This window comes from Micromonospora sp. NPDC049497 (genome assembly GCF_044465805.1).
GTDB lineage: Bacteria > Actinomycetota > Actinomycetes > Mycobacteriales > Micromonosporaceae > Micromonospora.
The window spans coordinates 2394-18569 of sequence record NZ_JBITMC010000020.1 but is presented as its reverse complement, the minus strand read 5'-3'; the positions used below and the strand labels follow the sequence as shown (position 1 = coordinate 18569).

Here is a 16176-nt window from a genome sequence, read left to right as displayed (position 1 = left end):
TCTTTGACATCGTGTATACGGTAATGCCAGGCGGTAGATTAGACAACGTGTCGGAGATAACGGGTGGTCGGCGCCGCCGGCGGCGTTCGGACGCCGAGCGCAGCGCCGCCGCTGTGCTCGACGCCGCCGTCCAGGTGCTCGGTCGGCATCCAGACGCGAAGGTGGAACAGGTCGCCGCCGCGGCTGGCGTCACCCGCCAAACCGTTTACGCCCACTACCCGTCCCGGCCGCTGCTGGTGGCCGCGGTCATCGAGCGCATCACCGCCGAAGCCGTCGCCGCCCTCGACGCCGCCGATGTTGACAGCGGCACCGTCACCGACGCGCTGCTGCGCTGGCTGGACGTCACCTGGCGGCTGTTCGACCGGTACCCGCTGCTCCTGCACCCCTCGGTGACCGCCGTTGACCAGGCGGACTCCGACCGTCAGCATGCCGCGGTCATCGAGCGCCTGGAGCGGCTGATCAGGCGCGGCCAGGCCACCGGCGAGTTCGACGGCACCCTCAGCCCGGCCTGGTTGGTCTCCGCGACCATCGCGCTCGGGCATGCGGCCGGCGGCGAGGTCGCCGCCGGCCGCATGACCACCGCGCAGACGGCGGCAGCGCTGCGCCACAGCATCCTGCGCGTGTACGGCGCCCGCGAGCCCTGATCAGCGACGGTCTCGTGCCACTCCCGGGTCCATCACGCCAACGTCCGCCACGACGGTTACCGAGGCCCGCGACAGATAGCTGCAGAACCGGCTGACTCCGCTAACTTCACAGAGCCGCATGAGGTCGCGTCGAGCGGCGCCCGAGGCCGAGCCGTCGGCAGGCACCATCGCCGTCGTTGTACGGCGCGTCGTCCCTGGCGATCAATCGTGGCGTGCGTGCTCATGCCCCACTGACGATCACCATTTCGTTGCCTTCGGGGTCGGCGACCCGCCAGCGATCCTCCGACTCGTCAAGGAGCCGGCCACCGGCCGCGACGGTCGCGGCGAGGCGCGTCTGCGCGAGGTCCGACGGCACGGCGAGCTCGACGTGGATGCGGTTGCGCTGCCGGCGCCGCTCCGTCTCCGAAGCGTCGAGTTCCTGGAACACCAGCACCGGGTTGAGCCGCCGCGGGTCGTGGATGTCGCTGACCCCGGCTCGCCGGTCGTGGGTGTATCCGAGTGCGGCGACCCAGAACGCGCGGACCGCGGCGACGTCGGCGGCGTCGAGGAAGAGCTGAGCGAAGCGCGGCAGCCCCGGATCCGCGGTGGCCCCGAGCTCGCGCGCGGCTGTCTGGAGGTTCTTGGCGAGGTCGGTGAAGTCGAGCTCGAGGCCGTGGGCGTCGTCGTCCCACTGGTCCTTGCCGCTGTCGATGATCACGAGCCCGGGGCGCAGGTCGACCAGCAACGGGAAGCCCCTGTCGTCGGCCAGCGCCGCTGCGGCGACGGCCAGGTCACGCTGCTGCGTCGGCGACGTAGTGCGGTAGCACGCCATCGCGCTGAACACCGCCTGCCAGTCGGCTGTCCCGATCCCCTCGCCGAACGCATCGCCCGGCACCAGGTCGACCTCGTTGCCGTCGGGGTCGGCATGACAGACCCCGAACGGTCCCGATGCCTCACCAAGACCCGCCTGCTCGACCGCCACGGCCGGCCGCACCACGTCGAGGTGGATGCGGTTCCGCAACGGCCGTGGCTCGGTCGACTGCCGGATGCGTATCGCGGGGTCGCGCCGCAGCGGATCCGCCAAACCGCCGTCATCCCCAGGCGCGTAGTCGAGCACGCCCTGCCAGAACCGCCTCACCACAGACGGGTTCGCGGATTCGAACACGACGCTCAGGTGCTGCAGCACGGCAGGGTTCGCGGCCAGCCCGAGATCCCGCGCGGCCGCCGACACCGCCTCGGCGTGCCCGTCCGAGTCGAGGCGCACGCGCATGCCTGTCGCGCGCAGGTCGACCACGATCTCGGCCGACAGCTCCATGATGCGCCCGGCCAGCGCAGCCCCCTCGATCAGCGAAGGTGCGTCGAACCATGCCGTCGCAACGCCATCGACCACCCGCCAATCTGTTTCGATCTCTGTCATGCCCGACACTGTAGAGCCCATGCCGGACGATCCCCTTCCGGATAGTGATCATCCCCCGACCGGAGCATTGATGGACGCCGTTGGCGGTCAGTGGGCGGCTCGCACCGGTCGAGGTCGGTAAGGCGGGAACGCTGCCACCGGTGGCGGTGCTCCACCAAGCCGGCTTCCACCTCGGCGCGCAGGAACACCCACTGCAGCCAGTCCAGCACCGGTACGTCCGCTACCAGGTGGAGAACGACCCGCCGCCGGTGTACCGCTACGCCGGCGCCACCCACCAGGGATAACGCCAAGCGCGATAGCCACTCCCCTGGCTCCGCACTCGCATGGCAGGGCTGATCTCCAGCCAGCCGCATCAGAGCTGGGTGACCGCTTGCTCGATCTTCTTCGCCGCTGTCGGCTTCACCCTCCCGGTGACTCGCACCAACACGGTGCCGTCGCCGGTCCGGTAGTGGTACTCGGTGCCGAGAACCGGGGCGTTCTTGAGCAGGCCCTGGATGTACGTCGAGCGGCGATCCGCGTCGGCGGCGGAGGGGAAGACCTCGATCACGAGGCCGCGGTCAATGCCGTACTTGTCGCTGGTGGTGTCGCCGCCGGGCAGGTCGGCTGACGCCCGTGAGGTGTAGCCGTTCGGCCGTCCGAGCAGGTTGTTCGGATCGGTGTCTTCGTCCTGAACGGCACCGCGCGTGAGCCCGACCTTCGCGACGGTCAGCTTCGCGAGCACGGCCTTGGCGTCGACCTCGGCTGGAGCCTCAGGCTGCGGGCTTTGAACGGCGGGGCTGCTGACCGCAGGGCTGGGAGCCGTTGGCGTTCTCTCGCCCGCGCCGGTGCCAGTGCCGGTGGCGCAGGCAGTCAAGCCGAGGGCAGCGGCGATGCGTCCACGCAGGCAACCGCCGCGTCCACGTCGTCGTCCTCGAAGACCGCGGCGAACCGGCAAGCAGGGCCATCGGCACGCCGGGGTGCCACAGCAGCGGTTCCCGCACGGCGGCTGCCGGGCAGATCAGATCGAGCTCCGGCCGGTGCCGACGCATGCCGGCCGCTGATGGCGCCGCGGGTGCGGAGCCGCATGTCGCCGCAGCCTGGTCGGCCGGCCCACGGTGAGGAGCCCGTCCCTGTCGAGGGTGCGCAGCGGCTGGTGGCTCGGCGGCCGGCAACGGTCCGCGGCGCGTCTTGTGCGTGGAAGCTTCTTTCACTGAGGGTGCCCACGTTGAGCATCGAATTCACCGATGCTCACCATGCAGAGCATTCAGGCTGTTCATGCTTGCTGATCCCGGATAGGGTCCCGCCAGTCGCCCAGCCCAGGAGGTTTACCGTGCTCAGGAAGCGTGCGCTCCACGTCGTCATCGGTCTGGTCACACTGTCGATCGCGGCAACCGGTTGTGGCCGGTCGACGAGCGGGCAGACACCGCAGCCCGGCGGCGCGGCCTCCGTCGCCGCCGACGCCAAGGCGGCCGACCTGGTGCCCGCCGCCCTCAAGGAGAAGGGCGTCCTGCGGGTGGCCACCGCCGAGGGCTACCCGCCGATGGAGATGTACAAGGAGGGCACACAGGAGCTGATCGGCGTCGACCCGGAGCTGGCCGCTGCGATCGCCGGGCGGCTCGACCTGAAGCTGGAGATGACCAATGCCAGCTTCCCCGGTCTCATTCCCGGTCTGCAGGCCGACCGCTGGGACCTGGCGATGTCCTCGATGAGCGACACCGAGGAGCGGCGCAAGGCCGTCGACTTCGTCGACTACTTCCAGGCCGGGGGCGCGATCATGGTGGCCAAGGGCAATCCCGCCGGCGTCAAGGACCTGGCCGACCTGTGCGGCCGGGCCGTCGTGCTTGCCAAGGGCAGCTCCAACCTCGCCATCGGCGAGGGGCAGAACGCCAAGTGCGCGAAGAAGATGACGATCTCGCAGAGCGAGGACGCCCCGACCGGCCTGCTGCAGATCGACGCCGGGCGGGCCGTCGCCACCATCGTCGACTACCCGGTGGCCAAGATGCTCGCCAAGGAGAGCGGCAAGTACGAGGTGCTGGAGGCGCAGTACGATGCCGGCCCGTGGGGCATCGCGATCGACAAGAAGGACAGCCAGTTGCGCGACGCGGTGCAGCGGGCACTCCAGGAGCTCATCGACAGCGGTGAGTACACCAAGATCCTGGAGAAGTGGGGCGTGACGGGCAGCGGCATCCAGGCGGCCACCGTCAACAACCAGAAGTGAGCGCGGCGGTGGACCCTACGGTGAAGGAGCAGGAAACCTCCGCTGCGGGCGGCCCAGGGCCGGACGGGCCCGACACAGCGCCGAACCGGATCAGCCACCCCCTACGGCCCGGGCGGTGGCTGGCCGCCGGCCTGACCATCCTGGTCCTGGTCTGGCTGGGCTGGACCATCGCCGTCAACCCCAACCTGCACTGGGACATCGTCGTTGCCTACCAGTTCGACCGAGTCATCCTGGAAGGGCTCTGGGTCACCATTCAGCTCACGGTCGCGTCGATGCTGATCGGCGTGGTGCTCGGCGTGGTCGTGGCGCTGATGCAGGTCTCCGACAGCCGGATCCTGCGCACCGGCGCGATGGCCTACGTCTGGTTCTTCCGCGGAACCCCACTGCTGGTGCAGCTGATCTTCTGGTTCAACATCGCGCTGATCTTCCCGGAGATCGGCCTCGGCGTGCCGTTGGGCGGCCCGAAGCTGGTGACCTGGGAGACAAACACCCTTGTCACCGGCTTCGTCGCGGCGCTGCTCGGGCTCAGCATCAACGAGGGCGCCTACATGAGCGAGATCGTCCGGGCCGGACTGCGGGCCGTCGATCCCGGCCAGCAGGAGGCCGCGGCGGCACTGGGCATGTCCCGCCCGAAGATCATGAAGAGGGTGGTGCTGCCCCAGGCGATGCGGATCATCGTCCCGCCCACCGGCAACCAGTTCATCTCCATGCTCAAGACCACCTCGCTGGTCTCGGTGATCGCCGGCGCCGACCTGCTCACCGTCGCCCAGCGGCTCTACCTGACCAACTTCGAGGTGATCGCCCTGCTCATCGTCGCGTCCATCTGGTACCTGGTCCTCACCACCGTCGCCAGCATCGGCCAGTACTACCTGGAACGCCGGTTCAGCCGCGGCTTCGGCACCACCGTCCCGAGCACGCTGCGCGGACGGATCGGGCGCAACCTGCGGTTCACCGGGAGCCCACGATGACCGGCCCGATGGTGCGGTGCCGGCAGTTGCGCAAGAGCTTCGGCCGCATCGAGGTGCTGCGCGGCATCGACCTGGTCATCGAGCGCGGCCAGGTGGTCTGCGTGGTCGGCCCCTCCGGCTCCGGCAAGTCCACCCTGCTGCGCTGCCTCAACCATCTCGAGGAGCCCCAGGCGGGTCGGGTCTACGTCGACGGCGAACTGATCGGATACGAGGAGCGCAGCGGGCGGCTGCGACCGTTGCCGGACGCCAGGCTGCGCCGGCAGCGCGAGTCGATCGGCATGGTGTTCCAGCGGTTCCACCTCTTCCCGCATCGCACCGCCGTGGAGAACGTGATGGAGGGCCTGGTCGCCGTAAAGGGCGTCGGGACGGCCGACGCCCGCAGGCAGGCCGGTGGCCTGCTCGACCGGGTCGGGCTCGCCGACCGGGCACACCACTACCCGGCGCAACTCTCCGGCGGGCAACAGCAGCGGGTGGCCATCGCGCGGTCCCTGGCGATGTCGCCGAAGCTGATGCTCTTCGACGAGCCGACCTCGGCGCTCGACCCCGAACTGGTCGGCGAGGTGCTGGAGGTGATGAAAGATCTCGCGGCCAGCGGCATGACGATGGTCGTCGTGACCCACGAGATGGGGTTCGCCCGCGAGGTCGGCGACCACCTCGTCTTCATGGACGACGGCCTCATCATCGAACAGGGCCCGCCGCGGGAGATCCTTACCGCGCCACGGCACGACCGGACCCGCGCGTTCCTGTCCAAGGTCCTCTGATGGCTCAGCTGGACCTGCTGATCACCGGCGGGAACGTCATCGACGGTACCGGCTCGCCCGCCCGTACCGTCGACGTGGGGGTGCGCGACGGCCGGTTGCTGCTGCTGCCACCCGGCAGCAGCAGCCCAGCGGCCGAGGTGGTAAACGCCGGCGGCCTGGTCGTCACCCCGGGCTTCATCGACGTGCACACCCACTCCGACCTGCTCGCCGGCGACGACGAGCAGCGGGAGATCCTGCGGCTCGCGCCGCTGTGGCAGGGCGTCACCACCGAGATCTGCGGCAACTGCGGGATCAGTCCCTTTCCGGTCCCGACCTTGCGCGCGGAGACGGTGCGAGACCTGGTCGCCGCGACGTTCGGCCCGCCCGCCGCGACGTACCCATCCTTCGCGGAGTTCGCCGCCGCGCAGGGCGTGGGCCGGCGCAACCACCTCGCCGCCCTGGTGGGCCACGGCACGCTCCGCGCCGCCGTCGTCGGCTTCGCGCAGCGGCGCGCCAGACCCGACGAGATCCAGCGGATGTGCGACCTGCTCGACGAGGCGCTCGCCGCCGGCGCGGCCGGGCTGTCCACCGGCCTGATCTACTCGCCGGGGGTCAACGCGAGCACCGACGAGGTCATCGCGCTCGCCCGGGTGGCCGCGGCGCACAGAAAGCCTTACGTGACGCACCTGCGCGACGAGATGTCGCAGGTGGAGTCGGCGCTGGAGGAGGCGATCGACATCGCCACCTCGGCCGGCGCGGCGCTGCAGGTCTCGCATCACAAGACGGCTGGCCGGCGCTCCTGGGGCGCCACGGTCCGCACCCTGGCCCGACTCGAACGGGCGCGCGCCGATGGACTGGACGTTCTCTGCGACGTCTACCCGTACACCGCCGGCAGCACGGCGCTACACGCCATGCTCCCGCCCTGGGTCATCGCCGACGGCGTGCCTGCGATGCTCGCCGCTCTCGCCGAGACAACCGTCCGTGACCGCATCCGCGCCGACCTGTCCGCCGGCCTGCCAGGCTGGGAGAACACCGTCGGCAACGGCGGCTGGGACCTGATCCGGGTCGCGTCCGCCCCCACCAGCCCCGATGTCGAGGGGCACAGCATCGCCGACCTCGCCGCCACCCGCGGCGTCGACCCCATCGACTACGTCTGCGACCTGCTCGCCGCGGAGACAGGCAACGTGACCATCCTCAGCCACTCGATGCGGGAGGACGACGTCCGCCGGGTGCTTGCCAGCCCACTGGCGATGATCTGCTCCGACGGCGTGCCCAAGCCGGGCCGGCCCCACCCCCGATGGGCGGGCAGCTTCGTCCGGGTGCTCGGTCACTACGTCCGCGACGTGGGCCTGCTGAGCCTGACCGAGGCCGTGCACAAGATGACCGGGATGCCCGCCCGGCGCTTCGGCCTGCACGATCGGGGCCTGCTCGCCGACGGGTGCGCGGCAGACCTGGTGATCCTCGACCCCGCAGAAGCCGCCGACGGCGCGACCTACGACGACCCGCTGGCTCCGCCACGCGGGATCCGCTGCGTGGTGGTCGACGGCCATGTCGTCGTCGACGGCGACCGGGTCACCGACGCCCGACCAGGGCGGGTGCTGGCCGTACCGGACCGTGAGCGCCCCCCGTGGGGGCAGCCGTGAACGGCGGCGGCCCGGCTGCCCACGTGCGGATCGGGGCGATGGTGCGGCGACTCGACGACGGGCGCACTCTCTCGCTCGACCCGGACCTGGTCCTACCGCTGGCCAGCGTCGGCAAGATGCTGCTGCTCGGCGAGGTGGCCCGCCGCATCGCCGCCGGGACCCTCGCTCCTGACCAGCCGGTCGACCTGCTCGACGACGACCGGGCACTCGGCGGAACCGGTCTGCTCGGCCTGCTCTCGCCGCGCCGGTGGACCGTCGCCGACCTCACCACCGCGGTGGCGGGGGTCAGCGACAACGCCGCCACGAACGCGCTGCTCCGGTTGGTGACACTGGAGGCCGTTCAGCAACTGGCCCGCACGAGCGGCCTGCGCGCCACCACCGTGCATGACCGGATCCGGGCCACACGCGGCCCGGAGGTACCGCCGACCTTCGCGACCGGCACCGCGCACGACCTCTGCACCTTCCTCACCGACGTGGCGACCGGGACCTGGCAGAGCCGGCGGGCGTCGGAGCTGCTGCGCGGGTGGCTCGACCGCAATACCGATCGCACGCTCGTCGCCGACACCATCCGGCATGACCCGTGGTCGACCGGCGGAGTCCGGGTGGCGAACAAGACCGGCACCGACACCGGTGTACGCGCCGACGCCGGCATCGTCGTCGGCCCGTACACCGTCGTCTACGCCGTGGTCGCGGCGTTCGGTCCCGGGGCGGAGCGGGCCGCGGTGGCGGAGCTTCGGCGATGGGGTACGGCGGTCGACCGGCTCACCGGCGCCTGCGACCACCGCTCGGCCAACTCCTGACTGAGCCCCGCCGCGGCGTCGGTCAGCCGGTCGACGAAGCTGCCGACGACCGGATTCGGGTTGCCGGGACGCAGGGCCACCCCGATCTCGCGGTGCAGGTTGGCGTGAGTGAGCGGCCGGACCGCCACTCCGCCGGGGTTCCGCAGGCCCAACGACGGCACCAAGGCGACGCCGACGCCGGCCCGGACCAGGCCCAGCACCACCTCGTAGTGGTCGCTGCGGCAGCGGACCCGGGGCTGGAACCCCTCCGCGCGCGCCGCCAGTTCCAGCACCGACACCTCCCCCTGCACGCCGAGCGTGGTGATCCACGGCTCGTCGGCCAGGTCGGTGAGCCGCAGCCGCCGCCGTCCTGCGAGCGGGTGGTGTGCCGGCAGCACCACCAGTTGCGGGTCCGCCATCAGCGGGGACACCGTCGCGAAGGACGCCTCCCGGATGGGGCTCAACGGATGGTTGAACACCACCACGAGGTCCAGTTCACCCTGGTTGAGGCGGGGAAGCAGCTCGGGTGGCTGCCCCAGGATCAAGGCCAACTCGACCTGGGGATGCTCGGTGGTGAAACTCGACAGGGCGCGCGGCAGCAGCTCCGCGCCGGCGGTGGCGAAGAAGCCGATCCGCAGCAGACCCCGCCGGCCTTCCCCGTGGGCGGAGAGCTCGTCGCGGGCGGCCGCCATCAGATCGGCGATCTGCTGGGCGAAGTCGGCCAAGCGCTGGCCCGCCACGGTGAGCCGCAGGCTGCGTGGCCCCCGGTCCACCAGCGCCACGCCAGCTTCCTGCTCCAGGGTCGCGAGCTGGTGGGAGACCGCGGACGGGCTGAGCCGGAGCTGCTCGGCGGCGGCGACGATGGTCCCGTGCCGGGCGATCTCCAGCACGACCTGCAGGCGCGCCGTGTTGAACATACGTGGACCGCCTTCCCCTGCTCCCAGGGGCGCGAATGGCCCCACCGCCACCGGACCACCCCGTCGCAGCTCCCGGGGCGAGGCACCGGGATCGGAGGCGGCCGGGTCATCGTCCCCGGCGGCCTGTTGAGAATACGCACGATCACCGGAACCGGGGCGCTGGCCCGGCAGCGCAGCCGGAAGCCGTCGTCGTGAGAGCCCGGGTGGACCTGGTACTGGCCTGCGGGCTGGACAGCTCTCTTCAGCTGCTGTCAGAGCGGATAACCGGGACCACTGTATCGGCGCGTGACGCCACCCTCCGAACTTGCGGCGCGAAGGTGACCGGCCACGTTTGGCTGGCGCGACCGGGTCACCACGTCAGGGGCAGGGCCCTCTCGCGCAGACGTCGATGATCTTTCCGGTGAGCAAGAACGTCGGCTTCTGCTCCTGCACTCCGGGCTGGGCGTACACCGCAGCAGCCATCACCGGAGGCCCATCCACTGCCGAAGTTTGACCTCTTCGGGGCCGCCGAAGAGGTCACCGTTCAGGAAGCCCTGCTCAGAGGATCGCCAGTGGGATTCCAGTCTCAGCACGCGGAATCCATACCGACGCCACCATGACCACACCCAGAGCCATAGACCGATGCGGCCTGGCTTCGTGATCGGCGTCGGCATGCCGCGGGTCGACAGCCGGCACCAGCCAGACGGGGAGCAGCGAGCCCTGACCACTTCGCTGTTCTCTGGGAGGTCACGTTGGACCGCTCGCCCACATCACTGCAGGGCCAGAGCCCCGACCCTGTCCAGTGTTGGTGAACACTTCGGCCGCGGTGACTACTTAGTCAACCTGCACCCAATCTGCTCCCGCCTGCAAGGCCAGGCCATCCGGCAGCTCCTTACCGCCGTGACCTGCGCATACTCCCCTGTCAGAAGACATAGAACGCTGTCGACTGCCGCGCAAAACCGCGGAGCACTCCGGTGTGAAGCGGGACGCTGCATCGACTCTGACCTGGGAAAACATGAAGCCGCAGGTAGGCGCGGGTGTCCTTGAGTGCGGCTGAGTGCCGTCCACTGCAGTTTGGTGCCGTTCAGCGCACCGCGGTGCTCCCAACGCGCTCCCCGGATCCCCGGCGGCACGGAACGCCCTCGGGGAGGAGCAGATGTGTACAAGACACCCAGTCCCCGCCCACGTCAAATTCTGGTGCGAAGACACGTGAGGGCCGACAATCGCGCCGTGATCAACTACCTGTGCCCAGGCTGCGGTCGGCACTGCTCGGTCGATCTGCCAGGACAAGTTGGCGTGCCCTGCTCACACTGCACCGCCAAGACGACGTGGGAGTCGCTTCCGACCACCACGCAGCAGGCGATAGATGCGGCTATGAGCCGTGGAGCTATACCGGCACTTCTTGCCATGCGACAGGCCGACCCACCGATCCTGTTGCCTCACGCTGCAGACGTGCTCGCATACTGCTTGGACGCCAGGAAGGGTGACACGAGGGACGCTCAGTAGCCGACCAACGTCCTCCTCGCGGCCATGGCAACGCTCAGCGCCGATACTCCCGCCGCCCGGCCCCTCGTGACCCACGGCGGCGTCCGCCTGGCGGCAGAAGAGGATGCAGAACCCATCAGTTCCTCCCTGTCGACACAGGCGCGCGCCCAATTTGTTTACAAAGGCGCGTTATCAGAAGTTCTTATTCAATGCTCGGCCGACGGTGACCGCCGGATTGAGTGCTCACTCAAAACGTCGTAAGCTGCCGTTTGAGCGATCGCTCAACCTGGCGGGGCGCGTTCTGTCCGAGCAGGTATTACTCCGGCAATGCCAGCGGCGCGCCGGAATAGGGAAGGCGGCCATATGAGAGCCCCCCGACTGGTGAGCGTCGTCCAGCGCCGCCTCCTCGTGAACTACCGCACGGAACCGGAGGTCACCGCACGGCTGCTGCCCGCCCCACTGCGACCGCAGGTCGTCAACGGATGGGCCGTGTCGGGCATCTGCCTGATCCGGTTGAGCGGAGTCCGGCTCCCAGCCGTGCCCGCACCGTTCGGCCTGCGTAGCGAAAACGCCGCGCACCGGATCGCGGTTGAGTGGGACACACCCGACGGCGTCACCCGCGGCGTCTACATCCCACGCCGTGACACCGGTTCCCGGCTCAACTCCTGGGTCGGCGGCAGGCTCTTCCCCGGGCGGCACCACCTCAGCCGCTTCGACGTGAGAGAGAGCGCGAGCGAGCTGCGGATCGCCTTCACCGATCCGGTCGATGCGGTACGCGTCGACGTCCACGTCCGCACGGCAGCCACCCTCTCGGGCAGCCATCTCTTCCATGACGTCGATCAGGCGTCGGAGTTTTTCCGGCGCGGTGCCACCGGCTTCTCGACCACGCCAGATCCGAGCCACCTCGACGGGATGGAGTTGCTCACCCAGGGCTGGCGGGTCACGCCGGTGGACCTGGCCTCGGTACGGTCCACGTTCTTCGACGACCCGGCCCGGTTCCCCCCGGGATCCGCGATACCCGACTGCGGGCTGCTCATGCGCAATGTCCCAGCCACGTGGAATCCGCTGCCTCCGATGGCGGTGCGACCCATCGGTGGCCCGGTCACCACCTGCAGCCGATGAAGGTCGTCATCGCCGGCGGTTCCGGAGCGCTCGGGCAACGGATCGCCCACGACCTGACCGGTCGGGGCGACGACGTGGTGATACTGAGTCGTTCGGCCACGCGGGTCCGGTGGGGGCGGCAGGTGCACTGGGACGGCCGAACCGTCGGCCCCTGGGCAGCTGAACTGTCCGACGCGGCGTTGGTGAACCTTTGCGGTGAACTGGTGTTCCGGCGGCCGACGCCGGCCAACATCGCGCTGCTGACACGTTCACGAACGGAACCTACCCGGGCGCTCGCCCGCGCCTGCACCGGTCTGGACCGGCCGTTGCCACTGCTCGTACAGATGAGCACGCTGGCAATCTACGGCGACGCCGGCGAGGCGGTGCTCGACGAGTCGGCCCCGCCCGCCGACGATCCACCGCAGATGGCCGGTGTCGCGCGTGCGTGGGAGGACGCCGCGGCGGGAATCACCGCGGCGCGCCAGGTCACGCTTCGTACCGGCATCGTGTTCGACCGCGACACCCCGGCCTTCGATCGACTGACCGGATTCGTGCGGTGGGGTCTCGGTGGCCGGATGGGAAGCGGTCGACAGTGGATCAGTTGGCTGCACATCGACGACCTGTGTGCGATCGTGCGCCGCTGCGTGGACGACCCCGCGCTGTCGGGCATTGTGCATGCAACCTCCCCCAACCCCGTACGCAACAGCGATCTCATGGCCGCGCTCCGCCGGACGACGGGTCGTGCCGCCGGTGTTCCCACCCCTGCGCCTCTGGTCCGGGTCGGATCGGTGTTCATGCGCGCCGATCCGCTATTGGTATTAACCGGCCGTCGGTGCATCCCGAAGCGGCTGCGCGATGCCGGCTTCCAGTTCACTCATCCAGAGTTGGGACCCGCGGTCGCCGACCTACTCAGCGGAGCAGCCCGCCGATGACCGCACCCGTGAGCCCGACCGGGCAAGGATCGGCGAACAGCGTCGCCGAATAGGCCGGCCCGGCCTTCGCGCCGGTGAGTCGTGGACATCGAGCTCAATCCGGCACGCGCTCCTACCCCCTCGGCTTGGCAGACCAGCAGACCGGCCAACTCGACGAAGCCCTCCAACAGCATCATCGGGCTCTGGAACTCTTCCGTAGATTCGATGACCGACGCTGCGAAGGACTCACCCTCGCCGCCCTCGGCGACACCTTCCACGCCACCGACCAACCTGACGAGGTGCAGCGCTGCTGGCAGCAGGCACTTGAGATCCTCGATCCACTCGGAGGCCCCCACGCTGATACTTCAACTCCAGCGAACCGTGGCGTCGAGGTGTCACGAGACGGTCGTCGTCGAGCTGCGGACGGGGTCAGGCGCTTTCTGGAAGACCCAGTGGTCTGAACCTGGCCGAGAGACCCGTGGGATGGCGGCGGTGGGCTGGAACGCGGACACCGCTCGGGTGGCTCGTAACATGACAGCGTGCGACCTGGAGGACTGGTTCGTGTCGCTGGGGCTGTGGTGGACGTCGCAGTCCCGTCAGCGTTGGGTCGCATGGCGGGGATCAGCATGGCCGGGTTCCGTGGTCGAACGGACAGTCCGGTCAATCTAGAGATGGTCCCGTACCCGGCATTCACGGTGTTCATCGATTTCGGCGACGCGGAACTCGTCGATGACATCAGTGGAGAGCGGAAGCGAGGCAGCGCCGTCGTCGGCATGGCCGCGGGCAGCGTTCGAGGATGCGGGCGCGATGTCGACGTGCTGCAGGTACGGCTATCGCCGGTGGTCGCGCACGCGGTGCTGGGCGCCTCGGCTGAGCCGGGCGCGACCGTGGTCACCCTCGAGGATCTCTGGGGGCGGCGCGACACCGAACGGACCCAGGAGCAACTGCGCGCTGCCGGGTCGTGGGACGACCGGTTCTTGGTCATGGAGGCCGCGCTCGCTCGACGACATGAGACAGGCCCAGCGATGGATCCAGAGATCGCCTTCGTCTGGGGGCAGATGGTGACGAGCCGGGGGCGGGTTCGGGTCGAGCGGCTGGCGGCCGAGGTGGGATGGAGCCGTAAGCGGCTGTGGTCCCGGTTCCGATCCCAGGTCGGTCTTACGCCTAAGCGCGCCGCGACGCTCGTCCGGTTCGACCACGTGGCGCACCGCCTCGCCGCGGGGCACAGCGCCGCCCGTGTGGCGGCAGAGAATGGCTTTGTCGATCAGTCCCACCTCTGTCGGGATGTCATGGCCATTGCCGGGATGACACCCACCGCCGTGGCGATCGCGCCGTGGCTCGCGGTCGACCACATCGCGTGGCCTGCTCAGGAGCAAGCGCCCAGGGTGTGACGTGAGGCGGCGCTCTTGGGGCTGACCTTCAGAGCGGGAACATTTCTCCAAGACAACCCAGCGAGGCGCTGGCGATGCTGACAGTCATGACCTGCGAGCGGGCGGTGAACCCTGAACCGCCTGACAGACGGTAGGAGACAGCCAATGTCAGAGCACACGCCCGGGCCCAGGACGACGTGAGAGGCAAAGCGCCACTGGGCACCCGAGTTCTCAGGGACGCCCGGGACTGGGAGGCCATGACCGACGATCAGGTGATCGCCGCGCGCGAGAAGGACAACCACGTGGCATCGTCTGTGGCCGGACGTATCGTCACCGGTCTACCGGACCGTCGCGCCCGCATCGAGCACGCCATGATCGATCTTCCCGGCCGTCGGCTGATGCTGCGAGTACACCGCCCGAAGAAGGCAGAACGGAAGCTGCCGCTGATTGTCTCGTTCCACGGTGGAGGCTTCATCGCGGGCACCGCCGCGCAGAACGACTGGCTCAACAGCCACCTCGCGGCCCGCTGCCCGGCCGTGGTCGTCGCGGTGGAGTACCGCCTCGCCCCGGAGTACGTGCTGCCTCAGCCGATCGAGGACGGCTACGACACGCTTGCCCGGATTGTCGACGACCCTATCGGCTGGGGCATCGATCCTGCCGCCGTCGCGGTCATGGGCGAGAGTGCCGGCGGCATGATCGCCGCGCTCGTCGCATTGCGTGCCCGCAAGGACGGCCCGCCGCTCCGCGCCCAGGTACTCAACTATCCGACCACGGACTGGACCGAGACGATGGTCGACTACCCCTCGATCGCCGAGAACGCTGACAACCCCACGCTGCCGCTGTCGCGATTGCGCGCAGCCCGCAAACTCAGCGTGCCCTCGACGCTCGACCCGCGCACCGTGTCTCCGGTGAAGTTCGAGAATCTCGCCGACCTGCCACCGGCACTGGTCGTCACCGCCGCGCTGGACCCTGTGGCGGACCACGGACGCCGGTACGTCGAACGGCTCCGCGAAGACGGCACCGATGCCCGCCTGACCTGCTATCCGAACGCCACCCACACCTTCCTCAGCACCCCCCGCCTGGTACCGGCCGCCCGGCCCGCGCGCCGCGAGATTCTCGCTTTCCTGCACGGTCGCTTACGCCCGAGTTCGTCAGGTCGGCCACGAGAGGCAGAGGGATGACCGCCACTGGCCATGCTGAGGCGAGCGAGCAGTCCATACCACCGGCGAATATCGACCCCACCGCGAGACACCGCCCGGCACGGTTGCTGGTTCCGCATCTCCGGAGTTTCGCAGCCGTGGTGCTCCTGCAGGTCGTCGGCGTTGTCGCGGGTTTGGCGCCGTTGCTCGCGGTCGTCGAGCTGGGTCGCGGCCTGCTGTCGCCTGGCCCGGTCGATGAGCGCCCGGCCGCGGACATTTGCGTTGGCTACGCGTGCGGCGTGAGCTATGGAGGATTCTCGGCCCTCCAGTGTCGCCCCGCATAGGGGAGGGCTAAACCACCCTCTGCTGCGTTACCGTGCCCTGCTACGCGACCGCGGGCCGTTCGCCGCCAAAGTCGACCTCGTCCAGCGCGGGGTCGAACACGTCCGGCGGGATGTGGAGTTCGTCGGTTGCGTAGGCCCGAACCGGAAGATGTGGGAGGTCAGGTAGGGCGAGAGCTGGGCCAGATCCTCAGCGGTCACCTGCCACCCCCTCGGCAACCGGCTGCCGGATGACCTCCATCATGTCGATCGCGATGTGGAACGCGATCAGGTTGCACAGCAGCGAGTTCCATTTGACCGGCTTTCCTGCTCGGCCGGGTCGTTCTCGGCGATCGCCCTGGTTGCCGAAGCGGGGTCCAGGCGGAGAACCCGTTGTATGCCTCGGCCTTGTTGGTGGCCGCGCTCACCCATGCCCGCAATCGCCGTCCCAGAAAGCAGAAGCGGGGGGGGCGGGGGGGGGGCGCCCCCCCCCCCCCCGCGGGGGCCGGGGGGGGGGCGTTAAACCACCCGGTTTGGGGGTGGCGATAACCCCCGGCCCGCCCCTGATGCCGGGGGGGGGAGCGCGC

The 16176-nt window shown here is 69.6% G+C and carries 14 protein-coding genes and 1 pseudogene; 12 read left to right on the top strand and 3 right to left on the bottom strand.

Features of this window, described 5'->3' with window-relative positions; all coding sequences use genetic code 11:
* The first annotated feature begins 47 nt into the window (after nucleotides 1-47).
* Nucleotides 48-644 (top strand): TetR/AcrR family transcriptional regulator, encoded by a 597-nt coding sequence (locus tag ACIBR0_RS23645; protein ID WP_396719091.1) that lies wholly within the window; start codon nucleotides 48-50, stop codon nucleotides 642-644.
* Nucleotides 645-864: 220 nt separating this feature from the next.
* Here ACIBR0_RS23645 and ACIBR0_RS23640 read toward each other — a convergent pair whose 3' ends face one another.
* Complete coding sequence (locus tag ACIBR0_RS23640) at nucleotides 865-2040, bottom strand: VOC family protein (RefSeq protein WP_396719089.1); 1176 nt, start codon at nucleotides 2038-2040, stop codon at nucleotides 865-867.
* Nucleotides 2041-2180: 140 nt separating this feature from the next.
* Here ACIBR0_RS23640 and ACIBR0_RS23635 point away from each other — a divergent pair, with 140 nt between their 5' ends.
* A complete protein-coding gene (locus tag ACIBR0_RS23635) occupies nucleotides 2181-2324 on the top strand; it encodes a hypothetical protein (RefSeq protein ID WP_396719087.1) in 144 nt (47 codons plus the stop codon).
* A 68-nt stretch (nucleotides 2325-2392) separates the two neighbouring features.
* On the opposite strand, the gene ACIBR0_RS23630 is transcribed toward ACIBR0_RS23635, so the two are convergent.
* The gene (locus ACIBR0_RS23630; protein ID WP_396719085.1) at nucleotides 2393-2761 is read right to left on the bottom strand and encodes a hypothetical protein; all 369 of its coding nucleotides are present in this window, start codon (nucleotides 2759-2761) and stop codon (nucleotides 2393-2395) included.
* Nucleotides 2762-3349: 588 nt separating this feature from the next.
* On the opposite strand from ACIBR0_RS23630, the gene ACIBR0_RS23625 reads away from it, so the two are divergent.
* The 5 genes and pseudogenes from ACIBR0_RS23625 to ACIBR0_RS23605 form a co-directional block, all read left to right on the top strand.
* On the top strand, nucleotides 3350-4237 hold the full coding sequence (locus ACIBR0_RS23625; RefSeq protein ID WP_396719083.1) for an ABC transporter substrate-binding protein: 888 nt from the start codon (nucleotides 3350-3352) through the stop codon (nucleotides 4235-4237).
* Nucleotides 4238-4257: 20 nt separating this feature from the next.
* Complete coding sequence (locus ACIBR0_RS23620; RefSeq protein WP_396719081.1) at nucleotides 4258-5205, top strand: amino acid ABC transporter permease; 948 nt, start codon at nucleotides 4258-4260, stop codon at nucleotides 5203-5205.
* The gene (locus ACIBR0_RS23615) at nucleotides 5202-5966 is read left to right on the top strand and encodes an amino acid ABC transporter ATP-binding protein (RefSeq protein ID WP_396719079.1); all 765 of its coding nucleotides are present in this window, start codon (nucleotides 5202-5204) and stop codon (nucleotides 5964-5966) included. The genes ACIBR0_RS23620 and ACIBR0_RS23615 overlap by 4 nt, the downstream gene beginning before the upstream one ends.
* Nucleotides 5966-7588 carry an amidohydrolase family protein gene (locus ACIBR0_RS23610; RefSeq protein ID WP_396719077.1) on the top strand — a complete coding sequence of 541 codons (1623 nt, stop codon included), beginning with the start codon at nucleotides 5966-5968 and terminating at the stop codon, nucleotides 7586-7588. The genes ACIBR0_RS23615 and ACIBR0_RS23610 overlap by 1 nt, the downstream gene beginning before the upstream one ends.
* Before the next feature lie 38 nt (nucleotides 7589-7626).
* Nucleotides 7627-8217, top strand: a pseudogene (locus ACIBR0_RS23605) (serine hydrolase); the annotation flags it as partial.
* A 47-nt stretch (nucleotides 8218-8264) separates the two neighbouring features.
* On the opposite strand, the gene ACIBR0_RS23600 reads toward ACIBR0_RS23605, so the two are convergent.
* A complete protein-coding gene (locus ACIBR0_RS23600) occupies nucleotides 8265-9284 on the bottom strand; it encodes a LysR family transcriptional regulator (RefSeq protein ID WP_396719075.1) in 1020 nt (339 codons plus the stop codon).
* A gap of 1827 nt (nucleotides 9285-11111) precedes the next feature.
* Here ACIBR0_RS23600 and ACIBR0_RS23595 point away from each other — a divergent pair.
* The 5 genes from ACIBR0_RS23595 to ACIBR0_RS23575 all read left to right on the top strand — a co-directional run bounded on the left by ACIBR0_RS23595 (nucleotide 11112) and on the right by ACIBR0_RS23575 (nucleotide 15311).
* Complete coding sequence (locus ACIBR0_RS23595) at nucleotides 11112-11870, top strand: DUF2071 domain-containing protein (RefSeq protein ID WP_396719073.1); 759 nt, start codon at nucleotides 11112-11114, stop codon at nucleotides 11868-11870.
* Nucleotides 11867-12781: a TIGR01777 family oxidoreductase gene (locus ACIBR0_RS23590; protein ID WP_396719071.1), complete on the top strand. Its 915-nt coding sequence runs from the start codon at nucleotides 11867-11869 to the stop codon at nucleotides 12779-12781. The genes ACIBR0_RS23595 and ACIBR0_RS23590 overlap by 4 nt, the downstream gene beginning before the upstream one ends.
* Nucleotides 12782-12855: 74 nt before the next feature.
* Complete coding sequence (locus ACIBR0_RS23585) at nucleotides 12856-13221, top strand: tetratricopeptide repeat protein (RefSeq protein WP_396719069.1); 366 nt, start codon at nucleotides 12856-12858, stop codon at nucleotides 13219-13221.
* A 150-nt stretch (nucleotides 13222-13371) separates the two neighbouring features.
* Entirely contained in the window at nucleotides 13372-14151 is a 780-nt protein-coding gene (locus ACIBR0_RS23580; RefSeq protein ID WP_396719067.1) for a helix-turn-helix domain-containing protein, read from the top strand.
* Nucleotides 14152-14387: 236 nt separating this feature from the next.
* Nucleotides 14388-15311, top strand: coding sequence for an alpha/beta hydrolase (locus ACIBR0_RS23575; protein WP_396719065.1), 924 nt, complete (start codon nucleotides 14388-14390; stop codon nucleotides 15309-15311).
* Nucleotides 15312-16176 lie beyond the last annotated feature (865 nt).

Excerpts from the sequence above, each read along its gene's own strand:
- ACIBR0_RS23640 (WP_396719089.1), bottom strand. The coding sequence starts at position 2,040 with ATGACAGAGATCGAAACAGATTGGCGGGTGGTCGATGGCGTTGCGACG.
- ACIBR0_RS23615 (WP_396719079.1), top strand. The coding sequence starts at position 5,202 with ATGACCGGCCCGATGGTGCGGTGCCGGCAGTTGCGCAAGAGCTTCGGC.
- ACIBR0_RS23610 (WP_396719077.1), top strand. The coding sequence starts at position 5,966 with ATGGCTCAGCTGGACCTGCTGATCACCGGCGGGAACGTCATCGACGGT.
- ACIBR0_RS23600 (WP_396719075.1), bottom strand. The coding sequence starts at position 9,284 with ATGTTCAACACGGCGCGCCTGCAGGTCGTGCTGGAGATCGCCCGGCAC.
- ACIBR0_RS23595 (WP_396719073.1), top strand. The coding sequence starts at position 11,112 with ATGAGAGCCCCCCGACTGGTGAGCGTCGTCCAGCGCCGCCTCCTCGTG.
- ACIBR0_RS23590 (WP_396719071.1), top strand. The coding sequence starts at position 11,867 with ATGAAGGTCGTCATCGCCGGCGGTTCCGGAGCGCTCGGGCAACGGATC.
- ACIBR0_RS23580 (WP_396719067.1), top strand. The coding sequence starts at position 13,372 with ATGGCGGGGATCAGCATGGCCGGGTTCCGTGGTCGAACGGACAGTCCG.
- ACIBR0_RS23575 (WP_396719065.1), top strand. The coding sequence starts at position 14,388 with ATGACCGACGATCAGGTGATCGCCGCGCGCGAGAAGGACAACCACGTG.